Below are 16,733 nucleotides of genomic sequence, written 5' to 3'. Positions count from 1 at the left end.
GCGCCGCGCCGCACCGATCGACGGTTTCAGGACGTCCCGGAGGGCCCCGGCCGATGGCCGAACGTCGCGCGGTAGGCGGTCGGGGTGACGCCGACCGCCTGCCGGAAGCGCGCGCGCAGCGCGGCGGCCGACGGGAAACCGGAGCGCCGGGCGACCTCGTCGACCGTCAGGTCGCTCGACTCCAGGAGCTGCTGCGCGCGGATGACGCGCTGGTGGGCCAGCCACTGCGCCGGCGCGCACCCGGTGATCTCCCGGAACCGCCGGTCGTAGTTGCGCCTGCTCATGTGCGCCCGCCGCGCCAGGGCGGACACCGGCAGCGCCGATTCCAGCCGGCCGAGGGCCCAGCCGATCGTCTCGGCCACCGGGTCCGAGGCGTCCAGCTCCGGCAGCGGCGACTCGATGTACTGCGCCTGGCCGCCGGACCGGTGCGGCGGCACCACCAGGGCCCGCGCCAGCCGGCCGGCGTCCGACGCGCCCAGCATGGAGCGGATCAGGTGCAGCCCCAGGTCCATCCCCGCGGCACCGCCGCCCGCCGTCAGCACGTCCCCGTCGTCGACGTACAGGACGGCCGCGTCGACCCGGACCGCCGGGTACAGCTCCGCCAGCCGGCCCGCCAGCGACCAGTGCGTCGTCGCCGGGCGCCCGTCCAGCAGCCCGGCGGCCGCGAGGACGAACGTTCCGCTGCACAGGCCGGCCACCCGCCCGCCCAGCGCGTGCGCGGCGCGCAGCGCGTCCAGCACCGGCTCGGGCGGGCGCTCGGCGGTCGGCTGCGGCAGGTTCGGGACGACGATGAGGTCCGCGCCGCGGATCGCGTCCAGGTCGTACGGGACGGCGCACGACAGGCCGCCGCCGACGATGGCGGCGCCGGGCTCGCCCGCGACGATCCGCAGATCCGTGCCGGGCAGGGCGCCGTAGTGCGCGGCGATGTCGAACACCCCGCAGGCGAACGACATGCTCCCGAGCAGGGCGCCATCGAACACCACCACGACCAGCCGGACCGGCGCGCTCCCCGGGCGTGCTCCGTCGGCGGCCCGGAATGCGCCGGCCAGCATGTCGCCGCTCGTCCCCATCGCAGCGCCTCACCGCCCCGAGTACGCGGAACCGCCCGACTCGTTGAATAGCACAGCGCGCCCCGGCCGGGAAGGCGGCGGCCCCGCCCGGCGAGGGGCGGGGCCTGTTCGCGGGCGGGGTCAGCCGACCCGGAAACTGCCGGTCGGGGACACGTGTGCCCCGTGACCTGGCCGAATGAAATTGAACGGCGGCGGGACGGGCATCGTGCACCACGGATCGGTGAAGAACAGCAGCCGCCCGTTGCTGGTATTGGCGACGACGTGCGCGCCCGGCGGGAACGACTGGCAGGACGACGACGCGGGGTATTCCCGCAGTTCAGTGCCCGCCCACGAGATTTCCGCGCCCTCGGTGACGAAGACGACGATCTTGCCTTCGGGTTGCGCGGGGGCGGCGCTCGCGGGGGGCGCGGCGGTGAGCAGACCGGCCGCCAGGGCGATGGCGGCGGCGGCCCGTGCGGTTCTGGGCATGGTGCTCCTTTGCGGTGGTCGGAGGGAACGGCGAGAGTGATGCCCGCGTCCGGCCCGATTCATAGCCGTCGGCAATTGACTTGTCACTTGCCGTAACAATCGCTGGTCAGAGGGCGAAACGTTGATCGCCTACAGGCTTTAACAAAGAGTCGTTGACTGTTCACTATCCGTGAATTAGCTTGTGCCCCGGTGCCGGGACGCGCGTCCTTCCACCGCCCTTCAGGCGACCCCCGAACGCACCGGAAAGGGCACTGACCTGCAATGTTGCACACCCTCATCGTCGGAATGGGCAGGGCGGGGCACCGGCTGCACCTGCCGTCGCTGGCGAAGGTCCGCGCCGCCGCGCCCGCACTGCTGGCCCCGGCGCCGATCGTCGCGTTCGACCCGTTCCGCCCGCCCGCCGGCGCCGACCACGTGGTCACCGTCGGCGCTCTGGAAGAGGCCGCCCGCTGCCATCCCCCGGCGCGGACCGTCGTGCACCTGTGCACGCCCCCGCACGTGCGGGCGGCGATGCTCGACCGCCTCGCCGGGCTCGGCTACCGCAAGGTCATCGTGGAGAAGCCCCTCGCCGTCGACCTCGTGGGCCTCGCCGCCATCGCCCGGATCCGGCGCCGCCACGACCTCGACATCACCGTCGCCACCCACTGGCTCGACAGCGCCCTCACCCGCCGGCTCCGGGCGGCCGTGACCGGCGGACGGTTCGGGAACCTGCACCGCGTCCGCGTCGTGCAGAACAAGCCGCGCTTCGCGCTCGGCGCCGGCGCCCGCACCCACCCGACCGCGTTCGACGTCGAGGTGCCGCACGCGCTCGCCGTGGCGCTCCACCTCGCGGGCGACGCCCGGATCACCGAAGCCGCACTGGACGACCTCGTCATCGGCGACCGCCGCGTCCCGCGCCTCGGCCGCGCCCGGCTCCGCCTGGCGCACCGCTCGGGCGTCCGCACCGAGATCGACTCCGACCTCACCTCGCCCGTCCGCGAACGGCGCATCACCCTCGAGTTCGACGGCGGCGTCCTCGTCGGCCACTACCCGTGCAGCGACGCCGACCACACGGCCCAGCTCCGCACCGGGCGCCCCGGCGGCGACACGTCCTGGACCGCCTTCGACGACGACGCCTTCCCCGCCTTCCTGCGCAACGCGTACGAGCGCTACGCCACCTCGGCCCCGCACGGGACGCTGCCGCTGCAGGTCGACGCCGTCCGGCTCCTCACCGAGGCGAAGCGCCGCTGCACCGCCGTGCCGGAGGTGCGCGGTGTCGGCTGACGTCCGGTTCGCCGGGATCGGCGACGAGGCCGCCCCCGACCTCGCGGGCCAGCTCGCCGCCGTCACCGAACTCGGCTGGCACCACCTGGAACTGCGCACCGTCGACGGCGTCCCCCTGGCGCGGATCCCCGAGGACGACGTCCGCCGCGCCGCCGGCCGGCTGCGCGCCGCCGGTGTCGCGGTGATCGGCGTCGCGTCCAAGATCGGCGACTGGTCGCGCCCCGTCACGGGCGACTTCTCCCTCGACACCCGCGAACTCGACCGCCTCGCGGCCCGCTGCGACCTGCTGGGCACCCGCCTCGTCCGCGTCATGTCGTACCCGTCGGGCGGACTGGACGAGCCCGAGTGGGGCCGCCGCGTCCGCACGCGCCTCGGCGAACTGGCCCGCCGCGCGGAGGACCACGGCCTCGTGCTCGCCCACGAGAACTGCGCCGGCTGGGCGGGCGCCCGCGCGGACCGCATGCTCGACCTCGTCACCGGCATCGACAGCCCCGCCTTCCGCCTCCTGTTCGACATCGGCAACGGCGTCCCGTACGGCTACCCGGCGCCGCCGATGCTGCGCGCGATCGTCCCGTACGTCGCGCACGTCCACGTGAAGGACGCGATCCGCGCCCCGGACGGCGACGTCACCTACGTCCCGCCCGGCGAGGGCGCCGCCGGCGTCGCCGAGTGCCTCCGCATCCTGTTCGACCACGGCTACACCGGCGCCCTGTCGCTCGAACCCCACGTGGGCCTGCGCCCCCACGCCCCGATCCCCGGCCGCCCCGAACCCGCCGCCTTCGCCGACTGCGCCCGGGCCCTCGAACGCCTCGTCGCCACCACCCTCACCCCGAAGGTCCCCCGATGACGTCGTCCGCCTCCACACCCCCCGCCCCGCCCGACCCCGCCCGGCGCCCCGAGGGCGACGGGTGTCCGGCGGCCGCCGGGACGCCCGCGCCCGGCGGGTGCTCGTCCGGTGCGTGCGTCGGTGGGCGACGCGCGCCGGTCGAAGGTTCCGCGCCCGCCGATGACACCGCCGCCGCCTGTACGGCGCCCGCCGGATGCTCCCCGGCCGGTGGGCCGTCCGTCGCGGGCGGGTCGCCCGGGCTCGGGGTGCCCTCGCCGCTCACCGGGGACGACCGGGACCTGCTGCTGCGGCTGCTGCGGATCCCGACGGCGGGGCCGCTCGAAGGGGGCTCGGGGGACGGGCTGCGGGCGGCGCAGGACGCGTACGCGGGGCACGCGGCGCGGCTCGGTATGCGGGTGCTGCATCACGCGGCGGCCGGGTTCGACGACGTGGAGCGGGGGCCCGTGCCCGCGGCGGTCCGGGAGGCGATGGGGCGTCCGGGGTTCCTGGCGGCGCAGCCGAACCTCGTGTTGAAGCTCGGACGGGACGGCGTCCCGGCGGGGCGCACGGTGATGTTCAACGTGCACCTGGACACGGTCGCGGGGGTGCAGCCGGTCGGGTTCGACGGGGTCCGGTTCCGGGGGCGCGGGGCGATCGACGCGAAGGGGCCCGCGGTGGCGCTGCTCGCGGGGATCCGTGCGGCGCGCGAGCGGCGTCCGGCGATCGGGCGGGACGTGGGCGTGGTGGTGCAGGCGGTCGGGGGCGAGGAGGGCGGCGCGATGGGCGTGTTCGGCACCCGGCCCCTGGTGCAGGCGGGGCACACGGGACGGCTGAACGTGTTCTGCGAGCCCACGCGCGGGAGGTTCCTCGCCCGGTGCACGGCGTCGATGACCGCGCGGGTGGTGGTGGAGGGCGCGGACGCGATCGACGACCGTCCGGGCGAGGGGCACAACGCGAGCGTCCTCCTGGGGCACCTGGCGCAGTGGCTGGGGCGCGCGCTGGACCCGTACGCGGCGCAGGCGGCGGTGTGCGTGGCGGGGTTGCACACGGGGACGCGGCACAACAAGGTGTACGGCTCGGGTTCGCTGCTGCTGAACCTCGCGTACGCGTCGATGGACGCGGGCCGCCGCATGGAGCGGGAAGTGGAGGCCGCGGTGCGGGAGGGCCTCGACGCGTTCGCGGCCCGGTTCGGCGACTCGATGCTGTTCGCGCGGACGGCGGCGGACGCGCACGCGATCACGCGGCTGGAGTGGCGGAAGCGCGGCCTGCCCGTCCTGGACGATCGCGCAGCGTGGGGGCACGCGCTGCTGGAGAGCGCGGGGATACCGCCGTGGCCGCCGGACGAGCCGGGGTTCACGTGCGACGCGATCTGGATGTCGCAGGTACCGGGGGTGTGCACGGTCGTGCTCGGGCCCGGCGACCTCGCGGCCAACAACGCGCACGCCGAGGACGAGTTCGCCGACGCCGCCGAGCTGGCGGCGTTCGCGGACGACGTCGCCCGGATTCTCATCGCCTTCACCGACGATCTGAACGGAGCATCGTGACCTTACTGCCGTCTTCTCGACTGCCTTCTTCTGTACTGCCTTCTTCCGAACCCACCGCTTCTGCGCCGGCCGCTTCTGCACCGGCCGCTTCCGCGGAGCCCGGCGTCCGGGTGGACTACGGGGAGCTCGTCGACTTCACCACCGCGGTGTTCGCGGCGCACGGGGTGCCGCGCGAGCGGGCCCGCGCGGCCGCGCGGGCCCTGTGCCACGGCGACGTCGCGGGCATGGAGTCGCACGGGGTCGCGAACCTGACGCGCCTGTACCTGCCGCTGTTCGCCGAGGGGCGGGTGGACCCCCGCGCGGAGCACCGCGTGGTGGACGACCGGGGCGCGCTGGTGCTGGTGGACGCGGGCCGGGCGCTGGGCCTGTGGTCGGCGGGTGCCGCGATGGACCTCGCCGCCGACCGCGCCGAGTCGCACGGCGTCGGGATGGTGTCGGTGCGGGGCGCGACGCACTTCGGCTGCGCAGGGCCGCACGCGCTGCGGGCCGTGGAGCGGGGGATGGTGGGGCTGGTCGCGGCGAACTGCGGCGGGCAGCGGATCGCGCGGCCGCCGGGCGGCGCGGCGCCGATGCTAGGGACGAACCCGCTGAGCGTGGCGGCGCCCGCGGGGCCGCACCCGCCGTTCGTCCTCGACATGAGCACGACCGCCGCGCCGACCGGCCGGATCCGGCAGGCGGCGCGGGACGGGCGGACGGTCCCCGAGGGGCTGCTCGCGGACGACGCGGGCCGCCCGGTCACCGACCCGGCGAAGTTCGACGCGGGACGCGCGCACCTGCTGTGGCTCGGCGGGAAGGCGGGGCAGCACAAGGGGTTCGGGCTGGGCGTCGCGGTGGAGGTGCTGGCGGCGCTGGTGGCCGGGGCGGGGCTGGGCCCGCTGGGCGGTGGACGCGACGACGACATCGGGTTCGTCGCGATGGCGGTCGCGCCGGGGCGGGACGGGTTCGCGGCGGACGCGGGCGCGCTGTTCGGCGCCCTGCTGGACTGCCCGGCGGCCGAGCCGGGCGAGCCCGTCCGGTATCCGGGGTGGCACGAGCACGAGCGGGCACGCGAGCGGATGCGGGACGGCGTCCCGCTCGGCGGCGCCCTGTACCGGGAGCTGTACGAGGTGGCGGTGCGGGCGGGCGTCGCGGTTCCGGACGTGCGGCGGTGAGGCCGCCGTTGCGGGTCGCCGTCGTGGGGCTCGGCGTGATCTCGCGGTTCTACCTCGCGGCGCTGCGCGACGCGCCGGACCTGCGGCTCGTCGCGGTGTGCGACGAGGACCCGCGGAAGGCGTTCGCGCACGGGGTGCCGGGCCACACCGACCATGTGCGGCTGCTGGAGGAGGAGCACCCGGACGCGGTGGTGGTGACGGTGCCGAACGACGTGCACCACCGGATCTGCAAGGACGCCCTGGAGCGGGACGTCGCGGTCTGCGTGGAGAAGCCGCTGGCGTTGACAGCCGGGGAGGGCGCCGAACTGGAGCGGCTCGCCGAGCAGCGGGACGTCCCGCTGTTCACCGCGTTCCACCGGCGGCACAACGCGGCGGTGGAGCGGCTGGCGCGGGAGTGCGCGGGCGCGCCGGTTGCGGAGATGACGGTCCGGTACCTGGAGCGCATCGAGGAGCACGCGGGCGACGACGGCTGGTACCTGGACCCGCGGCGGTGCGGCGGCGGGTGCGTCGCCGACAACGGGCCGAACGCGTTCGACCTCGTCCGGCTGCTGCTGGGCCCGGCGGAGGCGGTGTCGGCGCGGATCGAGCGGGACGCGGCGGGCATCGACCGGCGGGCCGGCATCGGGTTGCGGGCGGGGCCGGCGCGGGCGCGGGTGCTGCTCGACTGGTCGTATCCCGGCGAGCGCAAGGACGTGGAGGTCCGGCTGGCGGACGGCCGGGCGCTGCGCGCCGACATGCTCGACGGGCATCCGGGGTTTAAGGGGTCGCTGTGGCACGAGTACGTCGGGGTGTTGCGGGCGTTCGCGCGGTGCGTGCGGGGACGGGTCGCGTACGACGGCGGCCTCGCGGCGCTGCGGCTCGTCGAGGACGTGTACCGGCTGGAGAAGGCGTGAATCCGGACGAGGACGGCGCGAAGCGCGAGGTGCACGGGACGCTCGTGAAGGTGCTGACGCATCGCCGGCGGGACCGGGGGATGCGGCTGGAGCCGTTCGCGAGCCGGTGCGTGCGGGCGGGCGAGGTGCACGAGCTGGTGGCGACCGACCACGCGGAGACGGCGCCGGGGGCCCGGATCGACCGGGTCGCGTTCCTCGGCTTCGCGGAGATCGGCGCCGCCGGGGTGCTGGACCGCGGGGACGTCCTGTGGATCGGCCACCGCCGGGTCGGGGTGCTGCTCGGCTTCGACGGCTGCCATCTGCCGAACCACTACAACGTGCTGGTGCGGGCCGATCCGGGGCCGCCGGCCCCCGGCGGGGAGCTGGGGCTGGCGCCGGAGGAACGGCTGGTGTTCCGCCAGGGCCGCCCGTCCGGCTGACGCCGCCGACAACGCCGGGAAATGACCGAATTCGCCATTGTGTCGGCCGCCGCATGCCCAAATTAAATAGACGCCTCCGGTGATGTGGAATTCGATGGACGGATATGCGGGTCTTACCTCCGCCGCATGGTTCGGGCGAGCTGGATTAGGCAATCTCAGTGGTGTGGGGTCGGGAGTTCGATTCGCCCCCTGAAAACACCCGATTCGACCCTCCGCATCCCGCACCGCGGATGCAGAAAGGAACGTCCAATGGTCATGGCGACGAAGCAGGAGAACCGCCTCGAGGAGCGGTTCCGGCTCTGGGACAACAACGGCAACGGCACCATCGAGCGGGCCGACTTCGAGCGCGAGGCGGACGAGATCATCTCCCGGCTCGGTGCGCAGGGCACCCCGGCGGCGGACGAGCTCAAGGACGCCTACCTCGGCATGTTCGACCGGCTCTCGGCGGCGGCCGGGTCCGACAAGATGAGCCGGCCCCAGTTCCTGGAGGCCGCCGAGAAGGAGATCATCGGCAAGGGCGACGAGGGTTTCGCCGAGGTCGTGCGGCCCACGATCCAGGCGATCGTCAAGGTCCTCGACAAGAGCGGCGACGGCGAGATCTCCCCGGCGGAGATGCACGGCTGGTTCGCCGCGATCGGGCTGAGCCCCGAGGTGGCCGACAGCGCGTTCCGCCAGCTCGACGCCGACAACAGCGGCAAGCTCTCGGTGGACGAGCTGGTGGACGCGGTGCGCGACTACCACCTCGGCCGCAACGACATCCCGCTGCTCGGCCGCTGACCGGGCGCCCCGGCCGCTGACCGGGCCGTCCCGGAAATGACGGGCCGTCCGGGAGGCGCCGGTACCGGAACCCTCGTCACGGCATCCGGTGCCGGCGCTCTCCCGGACGGTTCCGCCGCCGACTCTCGAACGTGCGGGGAAACGTGCGAACAATGACCGGCCAGACGATTCCGTTCTTCACCCAGGCGGCGACGTTCGACGCCGAATGGGACGGCATCCGACGACATCTGAACGACGTTATCGACAATGGAAAGTTCTCGCACGGCGCGAAGGTCGCCGAACTCGAGCGGGCACTCGAACTATGGACCGGTGCCCGGCACGTCGCGGCCGTCAACTCGGGGACGGACGCGCTGGTGCTGCTGCTGCGGGCCGCGGGGCTCCGGCCGGGCGACGAGGTGATCGTCCCCGCGTACTCGTTCATCGCGACGGCGACGTCCGTGGTGCTCGCCGGGGGCGTCCCGGTGTTCGCCGACATCGAGGAGAGCGGCGGGTACGGGCTCGATCCGGCGGCGGCGGACGCCCGCGTCACCCCCCGCACCCGGATGGTCATGCCCGTCCACCTGTTCGACCGGCCCGCCGACCTGCGCGGCCTCGCCGAGGTCGCGCGGCGGCACGGCCTGACGCTCGTGGAGGACAGCGCCGAGGCGATCGGCATGCGGGTCGACGGCGCCCACGCGGGGCTGCGCGGCGCGGGCGGCGCGCTGTCGTTCTTCCCCGCGAAGACGCTCGGCGCGATCGGCGACGCGGGCGCCGTCCTCACCGACGACGACGCCGTCGCCGAGACGGTCCGGATGCTGCGGCACCACGGGCGCGGCGGGCGGACGCTCGGCGACTTCGCCGGCATCGCGAACGCCACGGTCGTGCCGGGCCGCAACAGCAAGATGGACGACGTGCAGGCGGCCGTCCTGCTCGGCAAGCTCGGCCGACTCGACGCCGACATCGCGCGGCGGGCCGAACTGTCCGCCCGCTACGACGCGCGGCTGCGGGACGTGCCGGGCGTGCGGCGCACGCCGGGGGACGCGCCGCCCCGCCCCGGCACGGGACGGGTCGTGTACGTGCACCTGGTCGAGGTGGACGACCGTGACGCGCTCGCCGCGCACCTCGCCGCCCGCGGCATCGGCACCGAGGTCTACTACCCGCGCCCGCTGCATCTCCAGCCGTGCTTCGCGTACCTCGGGCACCGGGCCGGCGACTTCCCCCGCGCGGAGGCGGCGTGCGCCGCCGCCCTCGCGCTGCCGCTGTACCCCGACCTGCCCGACGAGCACGCCGACCGGGTGTGCGACGAGATCGAACGCTTCTACGCCGGAAGGAGGCGGGTCAGGTGACCGCCCCGCCCATCACCCCGCCCGTCCCGGTGACCGTCCCGTTCTTCCCGCCCGACCTGTTCGACGGCGACCGGGAGGCGCTGCTGGACGCCGTCCGCGCCGTCGGCACCGGCCCCGGGCAGCGGTTCATCCTCGGGGAGCACACCGCCCGCCTGGAACGCGCGCTCGGCGACCGACTCGGCCCCGGCACCGCGGACGTCGTGGCGTGTTCGAGCGGCACGTCCGGGCTGTCGCTGCTGCTGGCGGCGATGGACGTCGGCCCCGGCGACGAGGTCGTGGTGCCCGCGTTCGGCTGCGCGCCGCTCGCCGCGACCGTCCTGGACGCCGACGCCCGCCCGGTGTTCGCCGACATCGACCCGGTCCGGCTGACGATCGACCCGGCCGCCGCCGAGGCGCTGATCGGGCCGCGCACGAAGGCGCTCATGCCCGCCCACATGTTCTCGGTCATGGCGGACATGCCCGCGTTCCGCGCCCTCGCCGACCGGCACGGCCTGCGCCTCGTCGAGGACTCGGCGCTCGCGCAGGGCGGCACCCTCGCGGGCCGCCCGGCGGGCTGCTGGGGCGACGCCGGGGTGTACTCGTTCGTGCAGGTGAAGACGTTCGGGATGCCGGGGGAGGGCGGCGTCGTCCTCACCCGCGACGCCGGCCTGGGCCGCGCCGTGCGGATGCTGCGCAACCACGGGCAGGACGGCGTCCACCGGTTCGTCCACCACCGCGTCGGGCACAACAGCCGGTTCGACGAGGTGATGGCGCTGTTCCAGCTCCACCGCCTGCCGGGGCTGGACGCGCGGCTGGCGCGGCGCGCGGAGATCTCCGCGTACTACTCCCGCCGGTTCGCGCCGCTCGCCGACCGGGGCCTGGTCGCGCCGCCGGCCGGCGGCGACGGCCGCTTCCCCTACGTGTACACGGTCCTCACCGGGCGGCGCGACGAGCTGCGCGCCCACCTGGCCGCGCGCGGCATCGCCGCGCACGTCTACTACCCGCGCCCGCTCCCCGCCCAGCCCGCGTTCGCGCCGCACGCCGCGCCCGGGGCGGCGTGGCCGAACGCCGAGTCCGCCGCCCGCCGCAACATCTCCCTGCCGCTGTACCCGCACCTGACCGACGCCCAGGTGGAGCACATCGCGGACGCCGTCTGCGCGTTCGCGGACGCCCACCCCGACCCCCACCCGAACCGGGAGCGGTGATGACGCACCAGACGACGACCCTCGCCGGGCCGGGCGCGTCCCGGGCCGGCGGCCTCGCCGCCTACGCGCGCCTGGCCAAGCTCGACATCTACGACTACTACCTCGGCCTGCTGCTGGTGTGGGCGCTGCTCGCCCCGGCCGTCCGCTGGGACGGCGGGACGTTCGGGCTGCTCGGCCTCGTGCTGATCGCGGAGATCGTCGTCGTGGCCGCCATGGTCGGCTTCGACGACATCACCGGGTTCCGCGACGGCAGCGACGCCGCGAACTACGGCTCGGACGCCGCGCGGCGCCGCCTGCACCGCAAGCCGCTGGTGGCGGGGACGCTCACCGAGGTGCAGGCGCTGCGGTTCGCGTGGTCGGCGACGGTCGCCGGCGCGGTGCTGTGGGCGGCGAGCGTCGCGGCGGCCCCGCACCGGCCGCTGTGGGCGATCGTGCTGGCGGCGGTGTGCGTCGCCGCGTCCGTGCAGTACTCGTGGGGGTTGAAGCTCAGCTACCGCGGCTTCCAGGAGATCTTCCTGATCGGGCTCGGGATCGGCTGGACGCTCGTCCCGTACGCGCTGCTGACGGGCGCGGCGTCCGGGTTCGTGATCGTGCAGGCGATCGTGTTCGGCGCGGGGCCGATGCTGTTCGGGCTCTACTCGAACACGAACGACGCGGACGGCGACCGGGACGCGGGCCGCATCACCGTCGCGACGCTCGTGTCCGCGCGGACGCACCGCGTGTTCGTCGCCGCGATGACCGCCGCGCAGGTGCTGCTGATCGCGGGTTCGGCGGCGGCCGGGGCGGCGCCGTGGTGGTTCCCGGCCGTGCTCCTGCCCGTCGTCGCGATGCGCCTCGCGCACCTCGTGATCGGGTTCCGCGGCGACATCCTGCGGGCCCGCCGCATCGCGATCCACGCCCACCGCGTCACCGTGGTCCTGCTGGTGGCGGCGAACCTGGTGGCCACCGGGGTCGCGTCATGACCGACCGCGGCACGACCGACCGCGGCACGACCGACCTCGACGTCGCCGTCGTCGGCGCGGGCCCCGCCGGGCTGGCCGCCGCGCACGCGCTCGCCGAGGCGGGCCGGACGGTCCGGGTGTTCGAGGCCGCCGGCGCCGTCGGGGGACGCATGCGGACGGTCCGCGAGCACGGCTGCCTGATCGACATCGGCGCCGAGATGTTCCCCGAACACCCCGCGTACCCGGCGACGTGGCGGCTGATCTCCGCGCTCGGCCTCGACGCCGACCCGGGCGCCGTCCCGCGGGTCCCCGACGCGCTCGCCGTGTGGCGCGGCGGCCGCGCCCGCCCGCACGTCGGCCGCCCCCTCGGGCTGCTGACCGGCGCGGGCCTGCCGCTGCGGGCGCGCCTCGACCTGGTGCGGCTCCAGGCGCGGCTCGCCCGGCTCGGCGACCTCGACCCGCAGCGCCCCGAGCACACCTCGCTCGGCGCCGCGACGATCGCCGAACTCGTCCGGCCGTACCACCCCGACCTGCGCGAATACCTCGTGCATCCGCTGGTCGCCGGGTTCTTCGGCTGGGACCCCGAACGCTCCGCCGCCGCCCCGTTCGCCGCGCACCTGGCGTCGTCCGGCGGCTCCGGCGGCTGGCGCACCTACCGCGACGGGATGGACGCCCTCGCCCGGGCGCTCGCGGCCCGCCTCGACGTCGTCGCCGACCATCCGGTCACGCGCGTGACCGGCGGGCCCGGCGCGGTCCGCGTCGAGTCGCCGCGCGGGACCGTGACGGCCCGCGCGGCGGTGCTGGCCGTGCCCGCGCCCGTCGCGGCCCGGCTGCACCCCGACGCCCCGCCCGCGGCCCGCGACTACCTGCTGGCCTGCGGGTACGCGCCGATGCTCCGCGTCAGCCTCGTCCTGGACCGTCCGCTCGCGCCGCGCGGCACCCGCCCCCGGTTCGCCACGCTCGTCCCCGACGCCGAGGACCCGCTGCTCGGCGCCGTCACCGCCGACCACCACAAGCATCCCGGGCGGGCGCCCGGCGGGCGCGGGCTGCTGTCGCTCATCACCTCGCCGCGCGGCACCGCCGAACTCGTCGGCGCGCCCGACGACGCGGTGGCGAACCGGCTGCTGGCCCGCGCCGAACGGCTCGTGCCCGGCGTGTCCCGGCACGTCGAGCACGTCCGGGTGTCGCGGTTCCGGTACGGGCTGCCGGAGGCGACGCCGCGCGCGCTGGGGCTGCGCGCCGCGTTCGCGCGCCGCCCCGTCGCGGCCGTCGAGTACGCGGGCGACTGGACGGTGCTGCGGCCGTGCAGCGAGGGCGCCGTCGCGTCCGGCGGGACGGCCGCCGCGCGTGTCGCCGCGCACCTCGACGGCGGCCGCGGCGCCCCGGCACCCGACCGTCTCCCGGAGGTGAGCCGATGACCCCGTTCGCCCGCCGCATCGAGCTGGGCACCCTGTTCGACGACGTCGCCGACCGGGGCCGCCCGACGACCGTGCACCTCAGCCGCCCGCTCGACATCGCGCCCGGCCTCGGCACCGTCCACGCGCTGCCCGCCCTCGCCGGGCTCGTCCGGGACGCCGCCGGGTGGCTCGCCGCCGCCGGCGCCGGGCGCGGCGACCGGATCGCGATCGCCAAGCGCGACCACTGGGACACGGTGCTGCTGTGCTGCGCCGCCGCCCGCATCGGCGCCGTCCCCGCGCCGCTGTCCGCCCACCTGGACGCCGACGTCCTCGACACCCTGCTCGGACGGCTCGACCCGGCGCTGCTCGTCACCGACGCGGCGCGGCTCGCCGCGAGCTGGACGGCGGGCCGCGCCCCCGAGTCCCGCGCCGCCCGGACGCTCGTCCTCGACGGGCGGGCCCCCGGCGCGCTCACCCTCGACGACGTGCGCGGCGCGACCGCCCCGGCCCCGTACCGCCCGCCGGTCGACCGCCCGCTGGCGATCGTGCACACGTCCGGCACCACCGGCGTCCCGAAGCTCGTCGCGCACACCACCCGCACGCTGCTGCGCCGCCTCGCCGGGTTCGAGGCGCACCGCTGGCCGCTGCTGTCCGCCCGCCCCGACGACGTCGTCGCCGGATCGTTCTCGTTCGTGCACGGCCGCGCCCTCGCCTGGACGGCCGTCGCGCTCACCCACGGCCCCCGCGCGCTGCTCGCGATCCCCGGCTCCCGCTGGGACGAGGCCGGGCCCCTGCTGGACCGGCACCGGCCCACCGTCGTCGAGGCCCAGCCCGCCACGTTCGTCCGCTGGCGGTCCCGGGCCCGGGCCGGCGACGACCACCCGTTCGACCGCGTTCGGCTCTTCATCAGCACGTTCGACGCCGTGCACCCCCCGACCGTCCGGACGTTCCTCGCCGCCACCCGGCACCCGCGCCCCGTGTGGCTGCAGGGCTGGGGGCAGAGCGAGACCGGCCCGCTCACCTTCCGGTTCCTCACCCGCCGCGCCCTCGCCGCCGAACGCGAACGGCACCCGACCACCCGCGACCTCGGCCGTCCCGTCCCCGGCCGCACCCGGCTGCGCGTCCTCGACCGCGCCACCCTGCGGCCCGTCCCGCGCGGCACCCCCGGCCTCGTCGTCTGCGCCACCCGGGCGCTCGCCGACGGGTACGTCGCCGAACGGTCCCGGTTCGAGCGCAAGCGCGCGGGCCGCTGGTTCATGACCGGCGACATCGGGGTCCGCACCCGCGACGGGCGGCTGCTCCTGCTCGACCGGGAGGCCGACGCCGTCCCCGAGGGCAACGGCGCCGCCGAACTCGAGGACGTCATCGAGGACCGGCTGCCCGGCGTCGTCGAGTGCGTCGTCCTCAGCGTCCCCGGCCGCCCGTCGCTGCCCGTCGCCGTCACCGAGCACGGCGCACTCGACCCGGAGGCCTGGCGCGACGCGACCGCCGACCTGCCGGAACTCGCCGAACCGGTCGTCCTCACCTGGGACGAGATACCGCGCACCGGCACCGGCAAGGTGCGGCGCGCGGCGCTGCGCGAACGGCTCGGCCTCGCCCCCGAGACCTACGGGACGGGCCGATGGACGTGACGCGCCCCCTCGCCGGGACGACCGTCCGCGCGTCCGGCGACACGCTCCCGCTGCGCGTCGCGGCGGCCCGGCTGCGCGCGCTCGGCTGCACGGTCGAGCGCGGCCCGGCCGCCCCGCCGGACGCCCCCGCCGGACGCCTCACCGCCGTCCGCACCCCGTTCGGCGGCGCGCTCCCCGAATGCCGGATCGGCTGGTCCGGTCCCGTCGCCGTGCCGATGCGCGGCGAGCGCGACGTGCAGGCCGCCTGCGGCGTCATGCAGGTCCACGGGCGCGCCACCGGCGGCCCCCGCGTCCTGCCCGTCGACTTCGCGTCCGTCTGCGCGGGCGTCCTCGCCGCGCAGGCGTTCACCGCCGCCGCGCTCGCCGCCCTGCACGGCCGGACGGACGTCGCCGCGGCCACGTCCGTCGCGCAGGCCGCGGCGTTCGCCCTCACCCAGTACGTCGCGGTCGCGACCGCCGAACCCGGCGCGGACCGTCCCGCCGAGCCGTCCGGCGACGCCGAACGGACGCCGCCGTTCCGCTCGTCCGACGGCGTCCTGTTCGAAGTCGAGACCTTCGACGCCGAACGCTGGCTGTGGTTCTGGTCGGCGCTCGGCGCCGGCCGGGCCGCGATCGTCCACGGCTGGCCCCCGTTCCAGCAGCGCTTCGCCACCGCGACCTGCACGCTCCCCCCGGATCTGGGGAAGGCCGCGGGCGAGCACGACTTCCGCGCCGTCCGCGACGCCGCCGACGCCGCGGGCGTCAGCGTCCTGCCGGTCCGCGCGGCGACCGTGCCGCCGCCGCCCGCCCCGGCCTCCCCGTGGCGGCTGCGCGCCCTCACGCCGCCCGCCGCACCGCCCGAACCCTTGCCGCCCGAACCCCCGCCGCCCGGGCGCGGCCCCCTCGCGGGTCTGCGCGTCGTCGAGTCGACGAACCGGGTGCAGGGCCCCCTCGCCGGGCACGCCCTCGGCCTCCTCGGCGCCGGCGTCGTCCGGCTCGAACCGCCCGGCGGCGACCCGCTGCGCGGCGTCCCGCCCATGTCCGGCGGCTGCTCGGCCCGCTTCCGCGCCCTCAACCGCGGCAAGTCCGCCGTCGAGGCCGACCTCAAGACGGAGGCCGGGCGGGACACGGCCCTGCGGCTCGCCGCGTCCGCCGACGTGTTCCTGCAGAACTGGCCGCCCGGCCGCGCCGCCCGCTTCCGCCTCGACGCCGCCGACCTCGCGGCCGTCCGCCCGTCCCTCGTGTACGCGCACGCCGGCGGCTGGGCCGACGCCCTCCCCGCGCCGCAGCCGATGGGCACCGACTACCTCGTGCAGGCCCACTCGGGCGTCGCGTCCCTCGTGTCCGGCCCGACGCTGCTGACGATCACGGACGTCCTCGGCGGCCTCATCGCCGCCGAAGGCGCCGTCGCCGCCCTGCTCGCCCGCGCCCGCACCGGCGCGGGCGTCCGCGCCGGGACGGCGCTGATCGACGCCGCGCGCCTGCTCCGCGTCGTCGTCCACAGCCCTGTGGACGACGCCCCGCGCGCTCCCGTCGTCTCCGACCTCGCCGCGATGGCCGCCGACCCGGCCTACGCGGCTCTCTTCGAGAGCGACGGCACCGCCTCCTACAGCCGCGCCCCATGGACCTTCGACCACACCAGGGAGCTCCGCCCATGACCCCCGCCCGACTCCCCGCCACCCCCGAACCCGCCGCGCCGGAAGCACCCGACGAACCCGCGCCGGAAACCGGCCCACCCTCGCCCCCGGCTCCCGGCTCGTCCGCTCCTCCGGATGCGGCCACCGGACCCGGGGCGGCCGGCGCTCCCGGGTCGGTCGCCGCCCACCAGACGGCCGCGGCGCCTGGAGCCACCGCGCTCGGCTCGC

General features: G+C 76.4%; 15 protein-coding genes. 13 read left to right on the top strand and 2 right to left on the bottom strand.

What is annotated here, in order from left to right; genetic code table 11:
- Nucleotides 1-26: 26 nt before the first annotated feature.
- Together ACFQ11_RS00685 and ACFQ11_RS00680 are read right to left on the bottom strand one after the other, a co-directional pair.
- Entirely contained in the window at nt 27-1,052 is a 1,026-nt protein-coding gene (locus ACFQ11_RS00685) for a GlxA family transcriptional regulator (protein WP_378295703.1), read from the bottom strand.
- 138 nt (nt 1,053-1,190) lie between these two features.
- Nucleotides 1,191-1,538, bottom strand: a complete 348-nt coding sequence (locus ACFQ11_RS00680) for a hypothetical protein (protein ID WP_378295702.1) — start codon at nt 1,536-1,538, stop codon at nt 1,191-1,193.
- A gap of 261 nt (nt 1,539-1,799) precedes the next feature.
- Between ACFQ11_RS00680 and ACFQ11_RS00675 the strand changes: the two genes are divergently transcribed.
- The 13 genes from ACFQ11_RS00675 (at nt 1,800) to ACFQ11_RS00615 (ending at nt 16,526) form a co-directional block, all read left to right on the top strand.
- Nucleotides 1,800-2,801 carry a Gfo/Idh/MocA family oxidoreductase gene (locus ACFQ11_RS00675; RefSeq protein ID WP_378295701.1) on the top strand — a complete coding sequence of 334 codons (1,002 nt, stop codon included), beginning with the start codon at nt 1,800-1,802 and terminating at the stop codon, nt 2,799-2,801.
- Entirely contained in the window at nt 2,791-3,648 is an 858-nt protein-coding gene (locus tag ACFQ11_RS00670; protein WP_378295700.1) for a sugar phosphate isomerase/epimerase family protein, read from the top strand. The genes ACFQ11_RS00675 and ACFQ11_RS00670 overlap by 11 nt, the downstream gene beginning before the upstream one ends.
- Nucleotides 3,645-5,171, top strand: coding sequence for a M20/M25/M40 family metallo-hydrolase (locus ACFQ11_RS00665; protein WP_378295699.1), 1,527 nt, complete (start codon nt 3,645-3,647; stop codon nt 5,169-5,171). Before ACFQ11_RS00670 ends, ACFQ11_RS00665 begins: the two co-directional genes overlap by 4 nt.
- Before the next feature lie 110 nt (nt 5,172-5,281).
- Nucleotides 5,282-6,322: an Ldh family oxidoreductase gene (locus tag ACFQ11_RS00660; protein ID WP_378295698.1), complete on the top strand. Its 1,041-nt coding sequence runs from the start codon at nt 5,282-5,284 to the stop codon at nt 6,320-6,322.
- The gene (locus ACFQ11_RS00655; RefSeq protein ID WP_378295697.1) at nt 6,319-7,215 is read left to right on the top strand and encodes a Gfo/Idh/MocA family protein; all 897 of its coding nucleotides are present in this window, start codon (nt 6,319-6,321) and stop codon (nt 7,213-7,215) included. The genes ACFQ11_RS00660 and ACFQ11_RS00655 overlap by 4 nt, the downstream gene beginning before the upstream one ends.
- The gene (locus tag ACFQ11_RS00650) at nt 7,212-7,634 is read left to right on the top strand and encodes a DUF6917 domain-containing protein (protein WP_378295696.1); all 423 of its coding nucleotides are present in this window, start codon (nt 7,212-7,214) and stop codon (nt 7,632-7,634) included. The genes ACFQ11_RS00655 and ACFQ11_RS00650 overlap by 4 nt, the downstream gene beginning before the upstream one ends.
- A gap of 249 nt (nt 7,635-7,883) precedes the next feature.
- On the top strand, nt 7,884-8,411 hold the full coding sequence (locus ACFQ11_RS00645; RefSeq protein ID WP_378295695.1) for an EF-hand domain-containing protein: 528 nt from the start codon (nt 7,884-7,886) through the stop codon (nt 8,409-8,411).
- 152 nt (nt 8,412-8,563) lie between these two features.
- The gene (locus ACFQ11_RS00640) at nt 8,564-9,736 is read left to right on the top strand and encodes a DegT/DnrJ/EryC1/StrS family aminotransferase (RefSeq protein ID WP_378295694.1); all 1,173 of its coding nucleotides are present in this window, start codon (nt 8,564-8,566) and stop codon (nt 9,734-9,736) included.
- The gene (locus ACFQ11_RS00635; RefSeq protein WP_378295693.1) at nt 9,733-10,920 is read left to right on the top strand and encodes a DegT/DnrJ/EryC1/StrS family aminotransferase; all 1,188 of its coding nucleotides are present in this window, start codon (nt 9,733-9,735) and stop codon (nt 10,918-10,920) included. The genes ACFQ11_RS00640 and ACFQ11_RS00635 overlap by 4 nt, the downstream gene beginning before the upstream one ends.
- Nucleotides 10,920-11,882 (top strand): UbiA family prenyltransferase, encoded by a 963-nt coding sequence (locus ACFQ11_RS00630; RefSeq protein ID WP_378295692.1) that lies wholly within the window; start codon nt 10,920-10,922, stop codon nt 11,880-11,882. Before ACFQ11_RS00635 ends, ACFQ11_RS00630 begins: the two co-directional genes overlap by 1 nt.
- On the top strand, nt 11,879-13,279 hold the full coding sequence (locus tag ACFQ11_RS00625) for a protoporphyrinogen/coproporphyrinogen oxidase (protein ID WP_378295691.1): 1,401 nt from the start codon (nt 11,879-11,881) through the stop codon (nt 13,277-13,279). Before ACFQ11_RS00630 ends, ACFQ11_RS00625 begins: the two co-directional genes overlap by 4 nt.
- A complete protein-coding gene (locus tag ACFQ11_RS00620) occupies nt 13,276-14,889 on the top strand; it encodes a class I adenylate-forming enzyme family protein (protein ID WP_378295690.1) in 1,614 nt (537 codons plus the stop codon). Before ACFQ11_RS00625 ends, ACFQ11_RS00620 begins: the two co-directional genes overlap by 4 nt.
- Complete coding sequence (locus ACFQ11_RS00615; protein ID WP_378295689.1) at nt 14,880-16,526, top strand: CoA transferase; 1,647 nt, start codon at nt 14,880-14,882, stop codon at nt 16,524-16,526. Before ACFQ11_RS00620 ends, ACFQ11_RS00615 begins: the two co-directional genes overlap by 10 nt.
- Nucleotides 16,527-16,733: the final 207 nt, after the last annotated feature.

Source organism: Actinomadura sediminis, assembly GCF_042675525.1.
GTDB classification, from domain to species: Bacteria; Actinomycetota; Actinomycetes; order Streptosporangiales; family Streptosporangiaceae; genus Spirillospora; species Spirillospora sediminis.
The sequence above is the reverse complement of the archived record's forward strand: the minus strand, read 5'-3'. Positions and strand labels throughout refer to the sequence as shown.

Coding starts and splice junctions, on each gene's coding strand:
- ACFQ11_RS00685 (WP_378295703.1), bottom strand. CDS start 1,052: ATGCTGGCCGGCGCATTCCGGGCCGCCGACGGAGCACGCCCGGGGAGC.
- ACFQ11_RS00680 (WP_378295702.1), bottom strand. CDS start 1,538: ATGCCCAGAACCGCACGGGCCGCCGCCGCCATCGCCCTGGCGGCCGGT.
- ACFQ11_RS00675 (WP_378295701.1), top strand. CDS start 1,800: ATGTTGCACACCCTCATCGTCGGAATGGGCAGGGCGGGGCACCGGCTG.
- ACFQ11_RS00665 (WP_378295699.1), top strand. CDS start 3,645: ATGACGTCGTCCGCCTCCACACCCCCCGCCCCGCCCGACCCCGCCCGG.
- ACFQ11_RS00645 (WP_378295695.1), top strand. CDS start 7,884: ATGGTCATGGCGACGAAGCAGGAGAACCGCCTCGAGGAGCGGTTCCGG.
- ACFQ11_RS00640 (WP_378295694.1), top strand. CDS start 8,564: ATGACCGGCCAGACGATTCCGTTCTTCACCCAGGCGGCGACGTTCGAC.
- ACFQ11_RS00630 (WP_378295692.1), top strand. CDS start 10,920: ATGACGCACCAGACGACGACCCTCGCCGGGCCGGGCGCGTCCCGGGCC.
- ACFQ11_RS00625 (WP_378295691.1), top strand. CDS start 11,879: ATGACCGACCGCGGCACGACCGACCGCGGCACGACCGACCTCGACGTC.
- ACFQ11_RS00620 (WP_378295690.1), top strand. CDS start 13,276: ATGACCCCGTTCGCCCGCCGCATCGAGCTGGGCACCCTGTTCGACGAC.
- ACFQ11_RS00615 (WP_378295689.1), top strand. CDS start 14,880: ATGGACGTGACGCGCCCCCTCGCCGGGACGACCGTCCGCGCGTCCGGC.